Here is a 20,951-nt window from a genome sequence, read left to right on the forward strand (position 1 = left end):
GGGCGCGGAGGGTCGTCGTTCCGGCGCCGAGGGCCAGCTCACAGGCGGTGAACAACGTTCGCCGGGAGGTGGTGGTTCCCCTTGTTGACCATGACCTGGGTCACGTGGGCCGCGCAGTGTAGCAGAGGGGGCCCACAACCTTGTGAAGGGGCTCACGAGGTACCCCCCGGGGTGGGGTGGATACTCGATTGCATGAGCACCACGGAGCGTCCCAGGATCCTCGTTGTAGGCGGTGGGTACGTAGGCCTGTACGCAGCTCGACGCATTCTCAAGAAGATGCGCTACGGAGAGGCGACCGTCACGGTCGTCGACCCGCGCTCGTACATGACGTACCAGCCCTTCCTCCCCGAAGCTGCCGCAGGCAGCATCTCGCCTCGGCATGTCGTCGTCCCCTTGCGACGCGTGCTGCCCAAGGCTGAGGTTCTCACCGGTCGTGTGACGACCATCGACCAGGAGCGCAAGGTCGCCACGGTCGCGCCGATCGTCGGCGAGGCCTACGAGCTGCCCTTCGACTACCTCGTCATCGCGATGGGCGCGGTCTCCCGCACCTTCCCGATCCCCGGCCTCGCCGAGCAGGGCATCGGCATGAAGGGCATCGAGGAGGCCATCGGCCTGCGCAACCACGTCCTGGAGCAGCTGGACAAGGCTGACTCCACGACCGACGAGGAGATCCGCCGCAAGGCGCTGACCTTCGTCTTCGTCGGCGGTGGCTTCGCCGGTGCGGAGACCGTCGGTGAGGTCGAGGACATGGCCCGGGACGCGGCCAAGTACTACACGAACGTCAAGCGCGAGGACATGCGCTTCGTTCTCGTCGACGCCGCCGACAAGATCCTTCCCGAGGTCGGCCCGAAGCTGGGCGCCTACGGCAAGGAGCACCTGGAGTCCCGCGGTGTGGAGATCTACCTCTCCACCTCCATGGACAGCTGCGTCGACGGCCACGTCGTGCTGAAGAACGGCCTTGAGGTCGACTCCAGCACCATCGTGTGGACCGCCGGTGTGAAGCCGAACCCGGCGCTCTCCCGCTTCGGTCTGCCGCTCGGCCCCCGCGGCCACGTGGACACCAGCGAGAAGCTCCAGGTCCAGGGCACCGACTACATCTGGGCCGCCGGCGACAACGCCCAGGTCCCGGACATGGTCGGCCGCCGCGCCGGCAACCCGAACGCCTGGTGCCCGCCGAACGCCCAGCACGCGCTGCGTCAGGCCAAGGTCCTCGGCGACAACGTGGTCTCCGGCATGCGGGGCTTCCCGCAGAAGGAGTACAGCCACGCCAACAAGGGTGCGGTCGCCGGTCTCGGCCTGCACAAGGGCGTCGCGATGATCGTCATGGGCAAGGTGAAGATCAAGCTCAAGGGCCGTCTCGCCTGGTACATGCACCGCGGCTACCACGGCATGGCGATGCCGACGTTCAACCGCAAGATCCGCGTCTTCGCCGACTGGACCCTCGCGATGTTCCTCAAGCGCGAGGTCGTCTCCCTGGGTGCCATGGAGACGCCGCGCGAGGAGTTCTACGAGGCGGCCAAGCCGGCTCCGGCTCCCGCCGCCGCGAAGCCCGAGGGCGAGAAGGCCAAGGCCTGACCCCGGCGGCACGCCCGCGAGGGCGCGTCGGCTCCGCCCACCGCGGAGCCTCCGGCACGTGCACGACATGCGTGACGTGCACGACTGCATGACCTTGTACGACCTGCAAGACCTTGTACGACCTGTACGACCCGAAGGGGCCGTCCGCCATCCGTGGTGCGGGCGGCCCCTTCGGCGTGCGCGGGCGGGCTTCCGGGCGGGCTTGAGGTCGCGTACGTGCCCCGAGGGGAATCGCGACTCCGAAAGGGGTACCGACGACGACGGATACTTGGTGACTACATGTATTTTGCCCAAGCATTGCCCAGTAGCGGGATGACGGGTGCTGCGGCCAGAGTTGACGCATGTGTTACCTCGTCGTGGCGTTGCCGCGCACCGGCGGGGCGATGATGCATGTGTACGCATATGGGCATTTTTGGGAAACACCACCACGGAGGTGTGCGCCATGGCAGACGCCGCGTCGCGGCTGACCGCTCTTCTCACGGATCTGCTCGGAGAACGTTTTCCGGTCCGCATCCGGGCCTGGGACGGCAGTGAGGCCGGACCGCCGGGTGCCCCCGCTCTCGTCATCCGCCACCGCCGCGCGCTGCGCCGACTGCTGTGGAAGCCGGGCGAGCTGGGGCTGGCCCGGGGCTGGGTGGCCGGCGAGATCGATGTCGAGGGCAATCTGTACGAGGTGCTCGACAGCATCGGCGCCCTCCTCTGGGAGCGGGGCGCCGACGCCAAGGAAACGGTCCACCCGCTGCGCGACCCGAAAGTCCGGGCCTTCGCGAAGGGCCTCGCCCAACTCGCGGGCCCCTACCCGCCGCCCGCCCCGCCCGCCGAGGAGATGCACCGCCGCCGCACCGGCCCGCTGCACACCCGGCGCCGGGACAAGGAGGCCATCAGTCACCACTACGACGTGGGCAACGACTTCTACGAGCTGGTCCTCGGCCCGTCCATGGTCTACTCCTGCGCCTACTGGGAGGACGGCGGCACTCTGGAGGACGCCCAGCGCGACAAACTCGACCTGGTCTGCCGCAAGCTCGCCCTCAAGGAGGGCGACCGCCTGCTGGACGTCGGGTGCGGCTGGGGCTCCATGGCCATCCACGCGGCCCGCGAGTACGGGGCCGTCGTCACCGGCGTGACCCTCTCCGTCGAACAGGCCGCCTACGCCCGCAAGCGGGTCGCCGAGGAGGGGCTGACGGACCGCGTCGAGATCCGGGTGCAGGACTACCGGGACGTGCGCGACGGGCCCTACGACGCGATCTCCTCCATCGGCATGGCCGAACACGTCGGCTCGGTCCGCTACCGCGAGTACGCCGATGACCTCTTCGCCCTCCTCAAGCCCGGCGGCCGGCTGCTCAACCACCAGATCGCCCGCCGTCCCGAGAAGGACGAAGAGGCTTACCAGATCGACGAGTTCATCGATTCCTATGTCTTCCCCGACGGTGAACTCGCCCCGGTGGGGCGGACGCTCGGGATTCTGGAGGAGGCGGGGTTCGAGGCCCGTGACGTCGAAGCGCTGCGCGAGCACTACGCGCTGACGCTGCGTCAGTGGGTCACGAACCTGGAGGACAACTGGACCGCCGCGGTCGCGGCCACCTCACCCGGGCGGGCCCGGGTCTGGCGGCTCTACATGGCGGCGTCCGCCCTCTCCTTCGAGCACAACAAGATCGGCGTCAACCAGATCCTCGCCGTCAGGCCGACGGACGCCGGACACTCCCGCATGCCCGCCCGCTCCCGCCGGTGGACGGCCTCCGCCACTGGCTGACCCGCCCGGCGGCACGCCCTGCGGAAGGGGCTGTACGCACCGGGGGCCGGAGACCGCGTCGAAAGCTGCGGTCTCCGGCCCCCGGCTCCGTAACGGCGTCTCCTGACAGGACCCCGTGACGGCCCCCGGTCACTCCGTCTTGATCGCCGTCAGCATGTTCAGCCGCGCGGCGCTGCGGGCCGGCCAGAGCGAGGCGAGGACGCCGACCAGAGCGGCCAGCAGCAGGAAGATCCCGATGCGGCCCCACGGGATCACCAGCTCGTACTGGGGGAGCGCGGCGGCGATCGTACGGCCGATCGCCCACCCCAGGAACGTCCCGAGCAGGACGCCGACCACCGCGCCGAAGAGCGAGATCACCACGGCCTCCAGCCGGATCATCCGCTTGACGCGCGCCCGGTCCAGGCCGATCGCCCGCAGCATCCCGATCTCCTGCTTGCGCTCGAACACCGACATCGCCAGGGTGTTGACCACCCCGAGCACCGCGATGAGCAGCGCCATCGCCAGCAGGCCGTACATGATGTTCAGCGCCAGGTTCACGAAGCCGCCGAACATGTCCCGCATGTCCTGCCGGTCCATCACGCTCATCGCCGGGTTGTCGCCCAGCGCGTCCACGACGGCCTGCTCGTCGGCTGCGGAGGCGCCGCCGTCCGTCGTCAGCCAGATCTCCCGGATGTCGGCGGTCGCGGTGTGCGCGTTCGCGAGGTCCTCCGGGAGCAGGACGGGGGAGAGGAACTGGTTGGACTCGTAGACCGCGCCGATCGTCACCTCGCCCTTCTTCTCGTCCTCGAAGGTCACCGGCAGGGTCTCACCGGTCTTCCAGTGGTTGTTCCGGGCGGTGTCGTCGTCGACCGCGATCCGGCCGTCGGCGAGCGAGTCCAGCGAACCGGTGACCGTCTTGAGCGTGAAGAGCTTCTCCACGTCGCCCGGGGTGACACCGGACGCCGCGTGGCGCCTGCCGCCGACCGTGAGCCAGTTCGCCTGCTGCGGGGAGACGGCCCCGACGCCGTCGGCCTTCCGCAGTGCGGTCAGGGCGGACGAGTCCAGCGCGTCGCCGCTCGCCATCGAGACCAGGTAGTCGGCCTTGATGTTGTCCGTCGTCATCCGGTCGACCGCCTGGCCGAGGGTGACGCCCAGGACCGAGATGCCGGTGACCAGGGTCAGTCCGATCGCCAGGGCCGAGGCGGTGGCACCCGTACGGCGCGGGTTGCGCACCGCGTTCTGCGCGGCCAGCTTCCCGGACACCCCGAACACCCGGGCCAGCAGCGGGCGTACGAGCGCGATCGCCGGCCGCGACAGCAGCGGGATCAGCACGATGATCCCGATCAGTGCCAGGAAGGCACCGGCCGCGATCAGCTTCCGGCCGTTGGTGTCCGCCGCTGCGGCACCGCCGACGATCCCGGCCGCCCCCAGCAGGGTGAGGGCACCGCCGATCGAGTTCCGTACGACCAGCGAACGGGTGCTCGCCACCGCGTGCACACTGCTCATCGCGGCCACCGGGGCGATCTTCGCGGCCCGGCGGGCGGGCAGCCAGGCGGCGAACACCGTGATCAGGACGCCCACCGCGAACGCGGCGAGCACCGTGCCCGGGGCGACCACCAGCGGACCCGCCGGGATCTTCCCGCCGATCACGCCCATCGCCGACCGCAGCGCGGCGGCCAGACCCGCACCCACCGCGAAGCCCACCGCCGAGGCGACGAGGCCCACCACGGCCGCCTCCATCAGCACCGACCGCTTCACCTGCCGGCGGGAGGCGCCGACGGCGCGCATCAGCGCCAGCTCCCGGGTGCGCTGGGCGATCAGCATGCTGAAGGTGTTGGCGATCAGGAAGACGCCGACGAAGAGCGCGATACCGGCGAAGACCAGCAGGATCGTGTCGAGATTGCCCAGCCCGTCCTCGATCTGCTTCGCCTGCTCGTCGGCGAGTGCCTTCCCGGTACGGGCGTCGGCGCCCCGGGGCAGCAGGGACTTCACCTCGGCGAGCAGCGCGGTGTCGGAGGCGCCGGGGGCCGCGGCGACCGTGGCCTCCTGGAACTCACCGGCCCGCAGGAACAGCCGCTGCGCGGTGGCCTCCTGGAAGAGGACCAGGCTGCCGCCCGCGTTGACCGCGCCGTCCTCGGTGGTGAAGACGCCGGTGAGGGCGTACTCCTTCACCGGCCCGTTGGTCGCCACGCGCACCGTGTCGCCGACGTGGTAGCCGCCCTTGTCGGCTGAGGCCCGGTCCAGGGCGATCTGGCCGTCCTTCACCGGACCGTTGCCGGAGGTGAAGGTGTACGCGGGGTCCTTGCCGTCCTTGCCGGGGGCGAAGTTGCCGCCGTTGGTGGACCAGCCGTCGCCGATGAGCTTGCCGTCACGGTCGGCGGCGCCGGCGAATCCGGAGACCCGCCCGGTGACCCCGGCGACGCCGTCCAGCGACCGGATCTTCTCCAGGGTCGCCGCGTCGACGCCGTCGGTGGTGCGGCCGTCGTGGCGGCCCCCCGAGGTCGACACGGCCACGGCCACGTCGTCGTAACTCTTGGCGGACTGGTTGCGGAAGGCGTTGCCGAGGGTGTCGGTGAAGATCAGCGTGCCGGAGACGAAGGCGACGCCGAGCATGACCGCGAGCACGGTCATCAACAGCCTGGCCTTGTGCGCGAGCACATTGCGCAGGGCGGTACGGAACATGTGTGTGTCCTGGGATGAGGTCCGGGAAGACCCGGGGAAGGGCGCGGCACGCCCGGGGGAGGGGGGCGGTACGGAGAAACGGGGCTGTACGGGGGCGCGGGCGGGGGCGCGGACGGGGGCCGGGGCCCGTACGGCGTACGGGCCGGTGCGGGTACGGCAGAAGGGCCGTGACGGCGTGAGGGCCGCCGGCCCGCCCGGGTCAGCTGGTGCGGCCCTTGGCGTCGAACGCCTTCATCCGGTCCAGCACGCCGTCGGCCGTGGGCCGCGCCATCTCGTCGACGACCGCGCCGTCCGCGAGGAAGATCACCCGGTCCGCGTAGGAAGCGGCGACGGCGTCGTGGGTCACCATCACGACGGTCTGGCCCAGCTCGCGCACGGAGTTGCGCAGGAAGCCCAGGACCTCCGCGCCGGACCGCGAGTCGAGGTTCCCGGTCGGCTCGTCACCGAAGATGATCTCGGGCTGCGAGGCCAGCGCGCGGGCCACCGCGACACGCTGCTGCTGGCCGCCGGAGAGCTGGGTCGGCCGGTGCTTCAGCCGGTCGGAGAGCCCGACCATGTCGATGACCTGCTGGAGCCAGGCGGCGTCCGGCTTGCGGCCCGCGATGTCCATCGGCAGCGTGATGTTCTCCAGCGCGGTCAGCGTCGGCAGCAGGTTGAACGCCTGGAAGATGAACCCGATCTTGTCCCGGCGGAGCTGGGTGAGCTGCTTGTCCTTGAGCGACCCGAGCTCGGTGTCACCGATGCGCACCGACCCGGAGCTGAAGGTGTCGAGCCCCGCCACGCAGTGCATCAGCGTGGACTTGCCGGAGCCGGACGGGCCCATGATCGCGGTGAACTCGCCCTGCGGGAAGTCCACGGAGACCCGGTCCAGGGCGACCACCTGGGTCTCGCCCTGGCCGTAGACCTTCGACAGCTCCGTGGCGCGCGCGGCGACGCCGGTGGCACGGGGGACGGGGGGTGCGGTGGTCACAGGGACGCTCCTGAGGGGACGGGGGTGGGGTGCTGCGGCCCCGGGACGGGTCCGGGACAGGACGCGGCGGTACCTCCGGGGCCCTCCCATCCTCCGCCCTCCCGGCGCCCCGGTCGTCAGTCCCCGTGCCCGTTCCGGTGGCACTCTTGAGTCGCACCGGGGTCGGACCCGCCTCCTCCTCCGGTATGACATCGGGCCGGCGGCGGCGTCCCACCAGGTCAGAGCGCGGCGGCCCGGCGGCGAACCACCAGGTCAGCGCGGCGGCGCCGTCGAGCCGCGCGGGACGAGACGGGCGGCGGCGTCCTCGCGGCCCTCGGCCGTGCCCTCGGCGACCAGCGTCAGCAGGGTGCGCGCGGCCAGCGCCCCGTACGCCGGGATGTCCCGGCTCAGCGCGGTCAGCGGCGGCCGGACCACCTGCGAGAGCTGCGAGTCGTCCCAGGCGACCAGCGAGAGGTCGGCGGGCACCTCAAGGCCCATCTCCTGGGCGACCGAGAGCCCCGCGACGGCCATGATGTCGTTGTCGTAGATGATCGCGGTCGGCCGGTCCGGTGCGCTGACGAGACGGCGGGTCGCGTGCGCGCCCTCGTCCCCGGAGTAGTCGGTGTGCACCACCACCGGCGCGCCCAGGCCGAGTTCGGCGCACGCCCGGTGCTGCTCCCGGTCGCGGAGCCGGGTGTGCGTCAGCTCCGCGAGCCCGGCGACGCGGGCCACCCGGCGGTGGCCGAGCGCGTGCAGGTACGCCAGGGTGTCGCGGAGCGCCGCCGCGTCGTCGGACCAGACCGGCACCAGCGGACCGGCCGCCGAGGGGTGGCCGATCGCGACGGCCGGCAGGCCGAGCCCGGCGACGCCCGTGACGCGCGGGTCCGCTTCGCCCGGACACGGCTCGCGCAGATCGGCGAGGAACACCCCGTCCACCCGGCCCTCGCCCCACCAGCGCCGGTACACCTCCAGCTCCTGCGCCGGACCGCTCACCACCTGGAGCAGCAACGCACAGCCTCCGGCGGAGAGTTCGCTCTCGATGCCGCTGATCAGCTCCATGAAGAACGGTTCCACCCCCAGCATCCGGGCGGGGCGGGAGAGCGCCAGGCCGACCGTGTCCGCGCGGGCGCGGGTGAGCGCGCGGGCCGCGCTGTTGGGCTGCCAGCCGATCTCCTCGGCGATGGCCTTGATGGCGGCGCGGGTGGTGGGGGAGACCCCCGGACGGTCGTTGAGGGCGTAGGACACCGCGACCTTGGAGACCCCGGCGCGCAGCGCGATGTCGGCGATCGTCGGGCGGTTCTTGGGCAATGGGACCTCGCTTAACCGGTTCACGTCGACCGGCATCGTAACCCCTGGCCACCCCCCGTGCGACGCGTCCCCCGCCACCCTTGTGCGCCCTCGCATCCCCCTCCGCTCGGCTCGAACATACCGTCAACTCCCGTAGGCGGAAAGGGTGGGAGCGCTCCCGCGAACCCTTGACACGCCCTCCGGGCCCCCATACCTTCACGGCACTTACCCGGTTCAGTGACTCCGCTCGCAGGGACGGCGGGGAGAGGAAGGGCTATGGGTACGGGTATCCGGGTGCGGATCGCCTGCGCACTCGCCGTGATCGCGCTCACCGCCACCGCGTGCACCGGAGGGAGCCCGGCGACGGGCAAGGGTCCGGGCGGCGCGCAGGGCGGGTCGTTACCGCGCGACGAGACGCTCTACACCACCGGTACGCAGTGGGGGCCGCCGGCCAACTACAACCCGCTGCGCGACTGGGACCACGCGACCGGCACCAAGGGGCTGGTCTACGAGACGCTGTTCCACTTCGACCCGAACGCCGGAAAGCTGACCCCCTGGCTCGCCGAGTCCGGAGCCTGGAAGGACGCGAAGACCTACGAGGTGAAGCTGCGGCCGGGGATCACCTGGTCCGACGGCGAGCCGCTCACCGCCAAGGACGTCGCGTACTCCTACGGCCTCGGCAAGATCGAGGCCTCCTCCTTCCACTCCCTGTGGAGCTGGCTCTCCGGCGCCGAGGCGGTCGACGACACGACCGTCCGCTTCACCTTCACGTCCGCCCACTACCAGGAGTGGGACTTCACCCTCTACGGCCGGCCGATCGTCCCCGAGCACGTGTGGAGCGGCCGCTCCGAGGAGGAGATCCTCAACGGGGTCAACGACAAGCCGGTCGGCACCGGGGCCTACACGCTCAAGAGCAAGTCCCAGGACCGGGTGGTCTGGCAGCGCCGCGACACCTGGTGGGGCACGAAGGCGCTCGGCATGACGCCCGCGCCGCGCTACATCGTGGACGTCTCCAACCCGAGCAACGAGGTCGTCATCGGCCAGCTCGGCCAGGGCCAGCTCGACCTGAGCAACAACTTCCTGCCCGGCGCCTCCTCGCTGGTCAAGGCCAAGAAGGTCGTCTCCTACTACGACCAGCCGCCCTACATGCTCTCCGCCAACACCGCCTGGCTGGTGCCCAACACCACCCGCAAGCCGCTGGACGACGCCGCCTTCCGCAAGGCGCTCGCCGCCTCCGTGGACATCGACAAGATCGTGAAGGGCGTCTACGGCGACCTGGTGAAGAAGGCCGACCCGACCGGTCTGCTCCCGCAGTGGGACCAGTACATCGACAAGGGTGTGGTCGCCTCGGACGGGTTCTCGTACGACACCGCGGGCGCGAAGAAGATCCTCGCGGACGCCGGGTACCGGGACACGAACGGCGACGGGCTGGTCGAGAACAAGGACGGGTCGAAGATCGCCCTCAAGCTGGCCGTGCCCACCGGCTGGACCGACTGGATGGAGGCCGCCAAGGTCGTCGCCGCCGGAGCGAAGGCCGCGGGCATCTCCGTGACCACGGAGTTCCCCGACCAGAACGCGCTCAACGAGCAGCGCGCCAAGGGGGACTTCGACCTCGTCCTCAACAACGACCGCCAGCTGTCCAACACCCCGTGGACGTACTACGAGTACATGTTCCAACTCCCCGTCCAGAGGCAGCAGAACACGGTGAACTTCGGACGGTACGAGAACCAGGAGGCGTGGAACCTGGTCCAGCAGCTCGGCCAGGTCCCGACCGACGACGCCGCCGGGATGAAGGCGGTGACGAGCAAGCTCCAGAAGATCCAGCTGGACGAGATGCCGCTCATCCCCCTCTGGTACAACGGCCTCTGGTCGCAGTCCACCACCGGCACCTGGACCAACTGGCCCTCGGACGCCCCGGGAGCACCCACCTACGCCCCGGCGCTCTGGCGCAACTGGCTGGAGATGGGCGGCTTCGAGATGCTGACCCAGCTCAAGCCGGCGAAGTAGCCGCAGGCCGGACCGGTACGGGCGGGCCCTCCGCCACCCGTACCGGCCCGGTGGCCCGCGCGCCCACCCGCGTACCCCTCCGTACCGGCCCGGTGGCCCGCCCGCGCGCCCGCGGACCCCTCCGTACCGGCCCGGCGGCCCACGCCCACGCCCGCGTACCCCTCCGTGCCGCCGACCGGTGGCCCGCACCCACCCGCCCAGCCCTCGTGCCGCCCCGGCCCTCTGAACGCCCCGTCCCGCCGCGTACCGACCCACGGTGCCCGCACCCCGGCGGGGCACCTCGACGGGAGCTCCCTTGCGCCGCTACTTCGCCCGAAAACTCCTGGTCTACGCGCTGACCTTCGTCGTCGCCGTCACCGTCAACTGGATGATCCCGCGCTTCATGCCGGGCGACCCGGTGGCCGCCATGGTCTCCCGCGCCCGCGTCTCCCAGCCGGAGGCGGCCGAGGCGATGCGCGCCTACTACAACAACCTCTTCGGCTTCGACCAGCCCGTCTGGCAGCAGTACCTGCACTTCTGGGGCGCCCTGTTCCAGGGCGACTTCGGGATCTCCGTCTGGGTGTTCCCGACCCCCGTCTCCGACGTGCTGCTCGACGCCCTCCCGTACACCCTGGGCCTGATGATCCCGGCGGTGCTGCTCAGCTGGATCGTCGGCAACTGGGCCGGTGCGCTCGCCGCCCGCCGCAAGGTGCTCGACAACACCGTGCTCCCGGCGGGCTACCTGCTCACCGCGATGCCGTACATGTGGATCGCGGTGATCCTCGCCTGGGCCCTCGGCTCGAAGGCCGGCTGGTTCCCGATCTCCGGCGGCTACAGCCTGGACATCCAGCCCAGCTGGACCCTCGACTTCGTCCTCGACCTGGCGCACCACTGGGTGCTGCCGTTCCTCTCGCTCTTCCTCGTCGCGCTCGGCGGCTGGGCCATCGGCATGCGCAACATGATCATCTACGAGCTGGAGTCCGACTACTCCTCGTACCTCTCCGCCCTCGGCGCACCCCAGCGGCTCATCCGGCGCTACGCCTTCCGCAACGCCGTGCTCCCCCAGGTCACCGGACTCGCCCTGCAACTGGGCGTGCTGGTCGCCGGGGCGCTGGTCACCGAGATCGTCTTCGCCTATCCCGGACTCGGCTCGCTCATCCTCGCCGCCATCCAGAACCAGGACTTCTTCCTGCTCCAGGGGGCGTTCCTCTTCATCGTCATCGGCGTGCTGATCGCCAACTTCGTCATCGACGTCGTGTACGTCCTCGTGGACCCCCGGACCCGTACCGGCATGGCAGGAGGCCAGTCATGAGCGCACCGCCCGGACCGGCCGGGACCACCCCGGACGCCGCAGGTACCCCCCCGGAGGCTGTCGGTACCACCCCGGAGGCGACGGCCCCCGGACCCGCCCGCGAGACCCTGCACTACGCCGTCCGCAACCCGAAGCTGCTCATCGGCTTCACCGTCGTCCTGATCCTGCTCGCCCTCGGGCTGTTCGGCCCGCCCCTGCTCGACACCACCGACCCCAACGCCTACGGCGGCCCGCAGGCCGCGCCGCCCGACTCCACGTACTGGATGGGCACCACCACCTTCGGCCAGGACGTGTACGCCCAGTTCGTGCACGGGCTGCGCGCCACCTTCCTGGTCGGCGCGGTCGGCGGGGCCATCGCGGCCGTCGTCGCGATGCTCGTCGGCTTCTTCGCCGGCTACCGGGGCGGCGTCCTCGACGAACTCCTCACCATGGTCACCAACGTGGTGCTGGTGATCCCGGCGCTCGCGGTGCTGCTCATCATCAACGCGTACCTGGGCGTGCGCTCCGTGCCCGTGCAGGGCGTGTTCATCGGGCTCACCTCCTGGCCCTGGGCGGCCCGCGCCATCCGCGCGCAGACCTTCACCCTGCGCACCCGCGAGTTCGTGGACCTGGCCCGGCTCAGCGGCAACGGCACCTGGCGGATCGTGTTCCGCGAGATCGCGCCCAACATGAGCTCCTACCTCTTCATGATGTTCATCCTGCTCTTCGGCGGGTCCGTCCTCATCGCCTCCTCGCTCGACTTCATCGGCCTCGGACCGACCGGCGGCGTCTCGCTCGGCCTGATGCTCCAGAGCGCCCAGCAGTGGAGCGCGCTCCAACTCGGCATGTGGTGGTGGTTCGTGCCCCCGGGCGCCGGGATCACCGCCATCGTCGGCGCGCTGTACGTCGCCAACGTCGGCCTCGACGAGGTCTTCAACCCGAAGCTGAGGGAGTCCTGAGCACATGACGCTGACCGTCACCGACCTGCGGGTCCACTACCGCACCCTGCGCGGCGAGGTCCGGGCGCTGGACGGCGTCGGCTTCGACGTGGCCGACGGCGAGATCCTGGGCCTCGCGGGCGAGTCCGGCTGCGGCAAGACCACCCTCGGCAAGTCCCTGATCCGGCTGGACGGCCGGATGCGGCACGCCGGCGGCACCGTCACCCTCGACGGCGAGGACGTCCCCATCGCCGACGACCGGGCGATGAACGCCTTCCGTTTCCACCGGATCTCGCTCGTACCGCAGTACTCGATGAGCGCCCTCAACCCGACCCGGCGCATCGGACGCATGATCCGCGAACTCCTCGCCTCGCGCGGGGTGAGCGTCGACACCGCCGAACTCCACCGCCGGCTCGACCTGGTGGGCCTCGACCGGAACGTCCTCGACCGCTACCCGATCGAGCTGTCCGGCGGCATGAAGCAGCGCACCGTCATGGTGATCTCCACCCTGCTCGACCCCGCCGTCCTCATCGCCGACGAGGTCACCTCCGCCCTCGACGTCTCCACCCAGAAGGCGGTCGTCACCGCGCTCACCGGACTGCGCGACGCGGGCCTCGTCACCAGCATGCTCTTCATCACCCACGACCTGGCCCTGACCTCGCACATCGCCGACTCGATCATGGTGATGTACGCGGGGAAGCTCGCCGAGAAGGCGCCGACCCGGGCCCTCACGGCCGAACCCCGCCACCCGTACACCCGGATGCTCCTCGGCTCGCTCCCCGAGGTCGGCGTCCGCCACCGCGACCGGCCGCTCAGCGGCATCGCCGGCTCCCCGCCCTCGCTCCTCGACCCGCCGGCCGGCTGCCGCTTCCGCGACCGCTGCCCGCTCGCCGACGCCGGATGCGCCGAGGAGCCGCCGGTCGTGGAGATCGCCCCCCGTCACTCCGTCGCGTGCTGGAAGGCATGATGCTGACCCTGGACCGAGTCACCAAGACCTACCGCGCGGGCGCCTTCGGCGGCGGCTCCGTCACCGCCGTCGACCGGGTCTCCTTCGACGCGGCGCCCGGCGAAGTCGTCTCCCTCATCGGCGAGAGCGGCAGCGGCAAATCCACCATCGGCCGCATGATCCTCGGCCTCACCCGGATCTCCGGCGGCAGCCTCACCCTGGACGGCGCCCCCGTCCGCCCGGGCAAGGACTTCTACCGCCGCGTCCAGGGCGTCTTCCAGGACCCGTTCTCCTGCTACAACCCCGTCTTCAAGGCCGACCGCGTCTTCGCCATGATCCGCCGCGCCTACCACCCCGGCGTCGGCGACCGGGAGTGGGCGGAGCGCGTCGAGAAGGCGGTACGCGACGTACGCCTCGACCCCGGCCAGGTCCTCGGCCGCTACCCGCACCAGCTCAGCGGTGGCCAGTTGCAGCGCCTCCTCATCGCCCGCGCCCTCCTGCTCGACCTGAGCTTCCTGGTCGCCGACGAGATCACCAGCATGCTCGACGCCTCCACCCGCATCGACGTGCTCAACCTGCTCGCCGGGCTGAAGGAGCGCGGCCTCGGCGTCCTCTACATCACCCACGACCTCTCCCTCGGCACCTACCTCGCCGAACGGACCGTGGTGCTCCGCCGGGGCCGGGTCGTGGAACGCGGCGACACCCAGAAGGTGTTCGGCAACCCCCTCCACCCGTACACCCGGACCCTGCTGGCCGCCGTGCCCCGGCTCAACACCCCGTGGGACCCGCCGGAACCGGTGGAGCAGTGCGCGTACCACGCGGGGGCGGCGGACTCCGCCGACTCCACCGACTCCAGCGACTCCGCCGGTCTCCGCGAGGTCGAACCCGATCACTTCGTGGCCTGTGCCGGACTCCCCGACTGCGGAAGGATCACCGCGTGACTCTCCACCGACTGCCCCTCGCCGACGGCTGGACGCTGCGCCCGGACGGGCCGGTCCCTCTCGCGCTTCCCGCGGGTGGCCTGGCCGCCACCGTCCCCGGCTGCGTCCACACCGACCTCCTCGCCGCGGGGCTCATCGACGACCCGTACCTGGACGACAACGAGAACCGGCTCGGCTGGATCGGCCGCACCGACTGGACGTACCGCACCACCTTCCAGCGTTCCGCCGTGGAGGCTTCCCGCGCGGGCCTCTGCGCGGACCTCTGTTTCGACGGTCTCGACACCGTCGCCACCGTCACCCTGAACGGCACCGAGCTCGGCCGCACCGCCAACCAGCACCGCTCCTACCGCTTCCCCGTCGAGCACCTGCTCCGCGAGGGCGCCAACACCCTGGAGATCCGCTTCACCGCCCCGTACGCCTACGCGGAGGCCCTGCGCGAGCGGCTCGGCGACCGCCCCGGCGCCTACGCGGAGCCGTACGCCTTCATCCGGAAGATGGCCTGCAACTTCGGCTGGGACTGGGGCCCGACCCTCGTCACCTCCGGCATCTGGCGCCCCGCCGCGCTGGAGACCTGGACCGGCCCCCGGATCGCCGGGGTGAGGCTCCTCGGCGACGTGGACCCGGAGGGCGTGCCGCGCCTGACCGCGACGCTGACGGTGGACCGCCGGGGCGTGCGCGGCGACGGCGGTGCGAGCGGTGGGGGCGGTGAGCGCGGCGGGGGTGGAGAGCGCGGAGACCGCGCGGGAACGCTCGCCGGGCACGTCGAAGTCGCGGGCGAGCGGCACGCGTTCACCGTCACCGCCGACGGGACGACCGCGACCCTCGTGGTGCCCGTACCGGGGGCCGAACGCTGGTGGCCGCACAGCCACGGCGAGCAGCCGCTGTACGCCGTCGAGGTCCGCCTCGGCGACCACGCCTGGCAGGGCAGGACCGGCTTCCGCACGGTCGCGCTGGAGCGCGAGGCGTTCCGGATCGCCGTCAACGACGAACCGGTGTTCGTCCGTGGCGTGAACTGGATCCCCGACGACTGCTTCCCGTCCCGGATCACCCGCCGGCACCTCTCCGACCGGCTCGACGAAGCCGTCGCCGCCGGGGTCAACCTCGTACGCGTCTGGGGCGGCGGCCTCTACGAGAGCGACGACTTCTACGAACTGGCTGACGAAAAGGGCCTGTTGGTCTGGCAGGACTTCCTTTTCGCCTGCGCCGCCTACCCGGAGGAGCAGCCGCTGTACGACGAGGTCGCGGCCGAGGCCCGCGAGAACGTCGCCCGCCTCGCCCCGCACCCCTCCCTCGTCCTGTGGTGCGGCAACAACGAGAACCTGGAGGGGCACGCCGACTGGGGCTGGGCCAAGGAGCTGGGTGACCGCACCTGGGGGTACGGCTACTACCACGAGCTGCTCCCCGCGATCTGCGCCGAACTCGACCCCACCCGCCCGTACTGGCCCGGCTCGCCCTACTCCGGATCGCCCGAACTCCCGCCCAACGCACCGGAGTCGGGAACCGTCCACCTCTGGGACGTGTGGAACCGGGTGGACTACCGCCACTACGCCGACCACGCGCACCGCTTCGTCGCCGAGTTCGGCTTCCAGGGCCCGCCCGCGTACGCCACCCTCCGGCGCGCGATCAGCGGCCCGCTCGCCCCCGACGCCCCGTACGTACGCCACCATCAGAAGGCCGAGGACGGCGACGCCAAGCTGCTCCGCGGCCTCGGCGACCACATCCCGCAGCCCGGCGGCAGGGGCCCCGACTCCTTCGACGACTGGCACTGGCTCACCCAGCTCAACCAGGCCCGCGCCGTCGCCTTCGGCATCCGCCACTTCCGTTCGCAGACCCCCTACTGCATGGGCTCCGTCGTCTGGCAGCTCAACGACTGCTGGCCGGTCGTCTCCTGGTCCGCCCTCGACGGCGACGGCCGTCGCAAACCCCTCTGGTACGCGCTGCGTTCGGTGTACGCCGACCGCCTCGCCGTCCTCGGCGACGCCACCCTTCACCTGGTCAACGACGCCGCCGAACCCTGGGACGGCACCCTCCACCTGACCCGGCACGCGCTCGACGGCACGGTGCTCGCCGAGGAGCGGCTGCCCGTCACCACCCCCGCCCGGGGCGTCACCCGCGTCCCCCTCCCGCCGTCCGTCGCCACCCCGACCGACCCGGCGCGCGAGCTGCTGGTGGTACGGCTCGGCGGGCTGCGGACCGTGGAGTTCTACGCCGAGGACCCCGCCGTGGACCTCCCCCCGGCCCGCTGGACGGCGACCGTCACCCCGCGCGCCGACGATCCCGCCGCCTACGAGGTACGGGTGACCGCCCACACCCTCCTGCGCGACCTCGCGCTCTTCCCCGACCGCCTGGACCCGGCGGCCCGGGTGGACGAGATGCTCGTGACCCTGCTGCCCGGCGAAACCACCCTCTTCCACGTCACCGGAGCCCCCCTCGCCGACCCGGACGCCCTCACCCGGAAGCCGGTGCTGCGGTGCGTGAACGACGGCGTGCGCGACCGCCTGGACGGGGGGTGAACGACAGCCCTGACGACGCGGCCGACCGGCGGCGGGAGAGCGGGGGTGGCGAGGCCCTGGCGAACGGTGGCGGAAGTCCGGCGGATTCGTCCGTAAGAGTGCGGCGACTTTCCGTCAATCCCGTTCGCCGGGGAGAGGGACCATGATCGGGTCCGGCCCATGGTCATGACCTCGGAGCATGGTCTGACGCACCATCAAGCGATCAATAAAATAAGACAACATCGCGCTACTGCTCCGCTGGTGGGGGACACCCCCGGATAGGGTCAAGTCCCGACGCGGAGCCGCGCGCCAGCCCGGGTGGTGGAACGCAGACACGGCGAGCTTAAACCTCGCTGCCCCTCGGGGGCGTGCCGGTTCGAGTCCGGCTCCGGGCACCCATTCCCCTCGCGGCTCCGGCCCGGCCGAGGGCCGGATTCCGCGCGGGTTCCCGCAGCGGTGGGAACACGGCGGGAACACACATTTCCGCTCCTCGACCCGGCAGGCGTGAAGCCCCGCACCCGGGGCCGGCCCGCTTCCGTGCCGACCGCCGCCATCCGGGCCGGAGAGGACCACGCGCGGTGCGCCCCGAAGGAGGGGTGGCGCCACTCGGCGGGGACCGGATCGCGGGTCCGAGCGGTACGCGCGGTGGATCAGGAACTCCGTCGCAGCGCCCCGACCGGCAACCGCGGACGGATTCAGCCATCTCGTCCCGTCCCTCATCCAGGCACCCTCCGGCGCCCGAATCCCTACGTGACGACACCAAGAGAGGGACCCCGCGCGGCAGAGCCCGATGCCGCATACCGTGCGTATTTGAGGCATACCATCCAGTGCTCGGCGTGCCGCGCGGGTGAGCGCTGCGCGTCCGCGTCGCGTCTGGCCGAGGAATGGCGGAGGTTCCGGTGATCTGTGTGGACTGCGATCAGGCCATTGTCGGACCGGCCGTGCTGGTGTCGGAGGCGGACAGCATGTCCGGGGCGCGGGCCCACGCCTACGCCCACCCGCCGAACTCGCCGGAGTGCGTGCCCCGTACGCCCGGCAAGGCCAGGCTGCGACGTCTCATCGACGGCGGGGTGGGACCGGGGCGCGCGGGGGCGGGGTGACCGGCGTTCGGGCGGACGGCCCGAGAGGGCGGGTGAGCCGCCCCGCCCACCTCAGGGCCGGGGCCAGGGCCGTCCGCCGAGGCGTTCGAGGTCGGTGTTGAACCGGCGGAGGTAGTCGGCGAAGGTGGCGACGTCCTCGCGCGGCCAGTCGACCATGACCCGGCCCAGGGCGGCGACCGTCCCCTCGCGCTCCTCGTCGAGGATCCGGCTGCCCTCGGCGGTGATGCGGAACTTGCGGGCCATCCCGCCCGCCGGGTCGGCGATGCGCTGGACGAGTCCGGCGCGCATCGCCGCCGTGGTCTGGCGGTTGAGCGTCGAGACGTCGAGGTCGAACGCCTCGCTCAACTCCCCGATGGACATGGGCCCCTGGACGCGGATGCGGCTGAGCAGGATGTACGCGCTGCGCTCCAGGACGCCGTCCTCGCGGCGGCCCTTGCGGTGGTTCAGGAGTCCGTGGCGGCTGAGCAGCATCTGCTCGTACTCGACGTCCTTGACGGCCCTGTCCATGGGTGGGATGCCTCCAGTCTCCTGCCGGGCCCGTGCGTCGGGTTCCCGGGTTGGCCCGGCTCCATCCTGACACATGATGTGCATCGAGCACACGGCATGCATAATGCAATGGGAATGTACGATGCTCGCCCTTGTCCCGCCCTGCTCCGCCCTTGTCCCGCCCTGCTCCGGCCCGCCCGATTTTCGTCCCGGACCTCCCGTCCCGACCCACATCGAGGAATCGCGTTATGGACGCCCCCCAGCCCACGGCCCGCACAGGCGGCGTGATCACCACGCTGGCCCTCGCCGGCACCGCCGCCGCGATCATGCAGACCCTGGTCACCCCGCTGATCGCCGAGCTCCCGCAGATCCTGCACACCTCTTCCTCGAACACGGCCTGGGTCATCACGGTCACGCTGCTCGTCGCGGGCGTGTGCGTGCCGGTCACCGGCCGCCTCGGCGACCTCCTCGGCAAGCGCCGGATGCTCCTGGCGTGCGCCGTGCCGCTGATCGTCGGCTCCGTGGTCTGCGCGCTGTCCTCCTCGATCGTGCCGATGATCGTCGGCCGGGGTCTCCAGGGCATGGGCATGGGCATGGTGCCGCTCGGCATCGCGCTGCTCCGTGACGTGGTCCCCGCCGAGAAGCTCAGCAGCTCGATCGCCCTGGTCAGCGCCTCCATGGGCATCGGCGGCGCCCTCGGCCTGCCGATCTCCGCCGCCGTCGCCGAGTACACCAGCTGGCGCGTCCTGTTCTGGGGCTCCGCGGTGCTCGCGCTGATCGTCGCCGTACTGATCCACACCTTCGTCCCCGACGTCCCGGCCGGGGCCAAGGGCCAGCGCTTCGACGCACCCGGAGCGGTCGGGCTCGCCATCGGCCTGGTCTCCCTGCTGCTCGCCATCTCCAAGGGCGCCGACTGGGGATGGGCCTCGGGCACCACGCTCGGCCTGTTCGCCGTGGCCGTCGTGGCCCTGGGCGTCTGGGGCTTCTACGAGCTCCGCACCCGCGACCCGCTGGTCGACCTGCGCACCACGGCCCGCCCCCGCGTCCTCATGACCAACATCTCCTCGATCCTGGTCGGCGTCGGCATGTACTCCTTCATGCTGATCGCCCCGCAGCTCCTCCAGTTCCCCGAGGCCACCGGCTACGGCCTGGGCCAGTCGATGCTGGCGTGCGGCCTCTGGATGGCCCCCGGCGGCGTGATGATGATGATCGTCTCCCCGCTCGGCGGAAAGCTGATCAACGCCCGCGGCCCGAAGATCGCCCTCGTCCTCGGCGCGCTCGTCATCTCCGCCGGCTACGGCCTCTCCCTCTTCCTCATGGGCTCCGCCTGGGGCCTGATGATCGTCGGAATCGTCATCAACAGCGGCGTCGGCCTCGCCTACGGCGCGATGCCCGCCCTGATCATGAGCTCGGTCCCGATCTCCGAGACCGCCGCCGCCAACGGGTTCAACACCCTGATGCGCTCGCTCGGTACGACCATCGGCTCGGCCGTCATCGGTGTGGTCCTCGCGCAGATGACGATCAACCTCGGCGGCCACTCCCTCGCCTCCGAGGACGGCTTCCGCGTCGGACTGACGGTCGGCTGCGCCGTCGCCCTGGTCGCCGCCGCCGTCGCCGCGTTCATCCCGGGCCTCGTCCGCCCGGCCGCCGACAAGGGCGAGGCCGGCGAGGCCCCGGCCGAGAAGGCCGCCGTCGAAGCCGCCTGACCCGTCGCCCGTACCGCCCGAAGCGCTACGAGGAGGGCCCCGCACACCAGGTATCAGGTGTGCGGGGCCCTCCTCGTAGCGGCCGGGGTGTCACCGGAAAGCCCGTCAGGCTTCCTGCCTCGCCACGTACTCCCGCGCCGCCGCCAGCGCCTCCGGGTGCAGCGCCTCGCCCGCCGGGAGCAGGCTCGGCAGCAGGGTGCGGTCGGTGAAGGAGCGGAACTCCAGCGCGGCGGTCACCCCGTGGTCCGGGCGGTGGACGATCTCGATCGGGTCCCCGGCGCTGATGGAGCCGGGCGTGATGACCCGCAGGTACGCGCCGGTCGCCGCCTCCTGGCTGAAGCGCTTCACCCAGCGCTCCTCCTGTACGTGGCCCGCGAACGTCCGGCACGGGATGCGGCCGGCGGTCACCTCCAGGACCAGGTCGGGGCCGATCCGCCACCGCTCGCCCACCAGCGCCTCGCTGACCTCCAGGCCGAGGGTGGTCAGGTTCTCGCCGAAGATCCCGTTGGGCAGCGGCTTGCCCACCTTCCGCTCCCAGGCGTCGAGCTCCTCGCGGGCGTACGCGTACACCGCCTGGTCGCTCCCGCCGTGGTGGCGCAGGTCGCAGACGGTGTCCCCGGCCAGACCGCTGCCGCCGGTGCCCTTCGGGCCCGGGTCGGTCACCCGTACCGGGCCCTCGACCGGGCGCTTGTCGATGCCGGTGAGGCCGTCGCGGGCGCTGGTGTGCTCGGAGTGGCGGGCGGTCCCGACGTTCACGGTCAGCAGATGCATGGAGCAAGGTTAGAGCGCCCGGCATCAAAGTCGCACGGCAGTTTTTCGCAATCATCAGAAGTGACGCTTATG

The 20,951-nt window shown here is 71.4% G+C and carries 15 protein-coding genes and 1 tRNA gene; 11 read left to right on the forward strand and 5 right to left on the reverse strand.

The window, feature by feature from the left end:
- Positions 1–192: 192 nt before the first annotated feature.
- Both OG599_RS20970 and OG599_RS20975 read left to right on the forward strand, forming a co-directional pair.
- Positions 193–1,575: an NAD(P)/FAD-dependent oxidoreductase gene (locus OG599_RS20970; RefSeq protein ID WP_327177511.1), complete on the forward strand. Its 1,383-nt coding sequence runs from the start codon at positions 193–195 to the stop codon at positions 1,573–1,575.
- Positions 1,576–2,017: 442 nt separating this feature from the next.
- Positions 2,018–3,325: a cyclopropane-fatty-acyl-phospholipid synthase family protein gene (locus OG599_RS20975; protein ID WP_327177512.1), complete on the forward strand. Its 1,308-nt coding sequence runs from the start codon at positions 2,018–2,020 to the stop codon at positions 3,323–3,325.
- A 129-nt stretch (positions 3,326–3,454) separates the two neighbouring features.
- Here the strand turns inward: OG599_RS20975 and OG599_RS20980 are convergent, their stop codons facing one another.
- The 3 genes from OG599_RS20980 to OG599_RS20990 all read right to left on the reverse strand — a co-directional run bounded on the left by OG599_RS20980 (position 3,455) and on the right by OG599_RS20990 (position 8,243).
- Positions 3,455–5,986, reverse strand: a complete 2,532-nt coding sequence (locus OG599_RS20980) for an ABC transporter permease (RefSeq protein ID WP_327177513.1) — start codon at positions 5,984–5,986, stop codon at positions 3,455–3,457.
- Positions 5,987–6,185: 199 nt separating this feature from the next.
- Positions 6,186–6,956: an ABC transporter ATP-binding protein gene (locus OG599_RS20985; protein ID WP_327177514.1), complete on the reverse strand. Its 771-nt coding sequence runs from the start codon at positions 6,954–6,956 to the stop codon at positions 6,186–6,188.
- A 252-nt stretch (positions 6,957–7,208) separates the two neighbouring features.
- Positions 7,209–8,243 (reverse strand): LacI family DNA-binding transcriptional regulator, encoded by a 1,035-nt coding sequence (locus OG599_RS20990; RefSeq protein WP_327180120.1) that lies wholly within the window; start codon positions 8,241–8,243, stop codon positions 7,209–7,211.
- Positions 8,244–8,498: 255 nt separating this feature from the next.
- Between OG599_RS20990 and OG599_RS20995 the strand changes: the two genes are divergently transcribed.
- The 8 genes from OG599_RS20995 to OG599_RS21030 all read left to right on the forward strand — a co-directional run bounded on the left by OG599_RS20995 (position 8,499) and on the right by OG599_RS21030 (position 17,916).
- Positions 8,499–10,229: an ABC transporter substrate-binding protein gene (locus OG599_RS20995; RefSeq protein ID WP_327177515.1), complete on the forward strand. Its 1,731-nt coding sequence runs from the start codon at positions 8,499–8,501 to the stop codon at positions 10,227–10,229.
- Between the two features lie 295 nt (positions 10,230–10,524).
- Entirely contained in the window at positions 10,525–11,520 is a 996-nt protein-coding gene (locus OG599_RS21000) for an ABC transporter permease (protein ID WP_327177516.1), read from the forward strand.
- Entirely contained in the window at positions 11,517–12,458 is a 942-nt protein-coding gene (locus OG599_RS21005) for an ABC transporter permease (protein ID WP_327177517.1), read from the forward strand. Before OG599_RS21000 ends, OG599_RS21005 begins: the two co-directional genes overlap by 4 nt.
- Before the next feature lie 4 nt (positions 12,459–12,462).
- Complete coding sequence (locus OG599_RS21010; RefSeq protein WP_327177519.1) at positions 12,463–13,404, forward strand: ABC transporter ATP-binding protein; 942 nt, start codon at positions 12,463–12,465, stop codon at positions 13,402–13,404.
- A complete protein-coding gene (locus OG599_RS21015; RefSeq protein WP_327177520.1) occupies positions 13,389–14,324 on the forward strand; it encodes an ATP-binding cassette domain-containing protein in 936 nt (311 codons plus the stop codon). The genes OG599_RS21010 and OG599_RS21015 overlap by 16 nt, the downstream gene beginning before the upstream one ends.
- Entirely contained in the window at positions 14,321–16,837 is a 2,517-nt protein-coding gene (locus OG599_RS21020; protein ID WP_327177521.1) for a glycoside hydrolase family 2 protein, read from the forward strand. Before OG599_RS21015 ends, OG599_RS21020 begins: the two co-directional genes overlap by 4 nt.
- Positions 16,838–17,128: 291 nt before the next feature.
- Positions 17,129–17,211: transfer RNA gene (locus OG599_RS21025), tRNA-Leu, on the forward strand.
- Positions 17,212–17,715: 504 nt separating this feature from the next.
- A complete protein-coding gene (locus OG599_RS21030) occupies positions 17,716–17,916 on the forward strand; it encodes a hypothetical protein (RefSeq protein WP_327177522.1) in 201 nt (66 codons plus the stop codon).
- 51 nt (positions 17,917–17,967) lie between these two features.
- On the opposite strand, the gene OG599_RS21035 is transcribed toward OG599_RS21030, so the two are convergent.
- A complete protein-coding gene (locus OG599_RS21035) occupies positions 17,968–18,423 on the reverse strand; it encodes a MarR family winged helix-turn-helix transcriptional regulator (protein WP_327177523.1) in 456 nt (151 codons plus the stop codon).
- A 227-nt stretch (positions 18,424–18,650) separates the two neighbouring features.
- On the opposite strand from OG599_RS21035, the gene OG599_RS21040 reads away from it, so the two are divergent.
- Positions 18,651–20,108, forward strand: coding sequence for an MFS transporter (locus tag OG599_RS21040; RefSeq protein ID WP_327177524.1), 1,458 nt, complete (start codon positions 18,651–18,653; stop codon positions 20,106–20,108).
- 105 nt (positions 20,109–20,213) lie between these two features.
- Here the strand turns inward: OG599_RS21040 and OG599_RS21045 are convergent, their stop codons facing one another.
- Positions 20,214–20,879 (reverse strand): MOSC domain-containing protein, encoded by a 666-nt coding sequence (locus tag OG599_RS21045; RefSeq protein WP_327177525.1) that lies wholly within the window; start codon positions 20,877–20,879, stop codon positions 20,214–20,216.
- Positions 20,880–20,951 lie beyond the last annotated feature (72 nt).

Origin of the sequence: Streptomyces sp. NBC_01335 (assembly GCF_035953295.1) — a bacterium.
Lineage (GTDB): Bacteria > Actinomycetota > Actinomycetes > Streptomycetales > Streptomycetaceae > Streptomyces.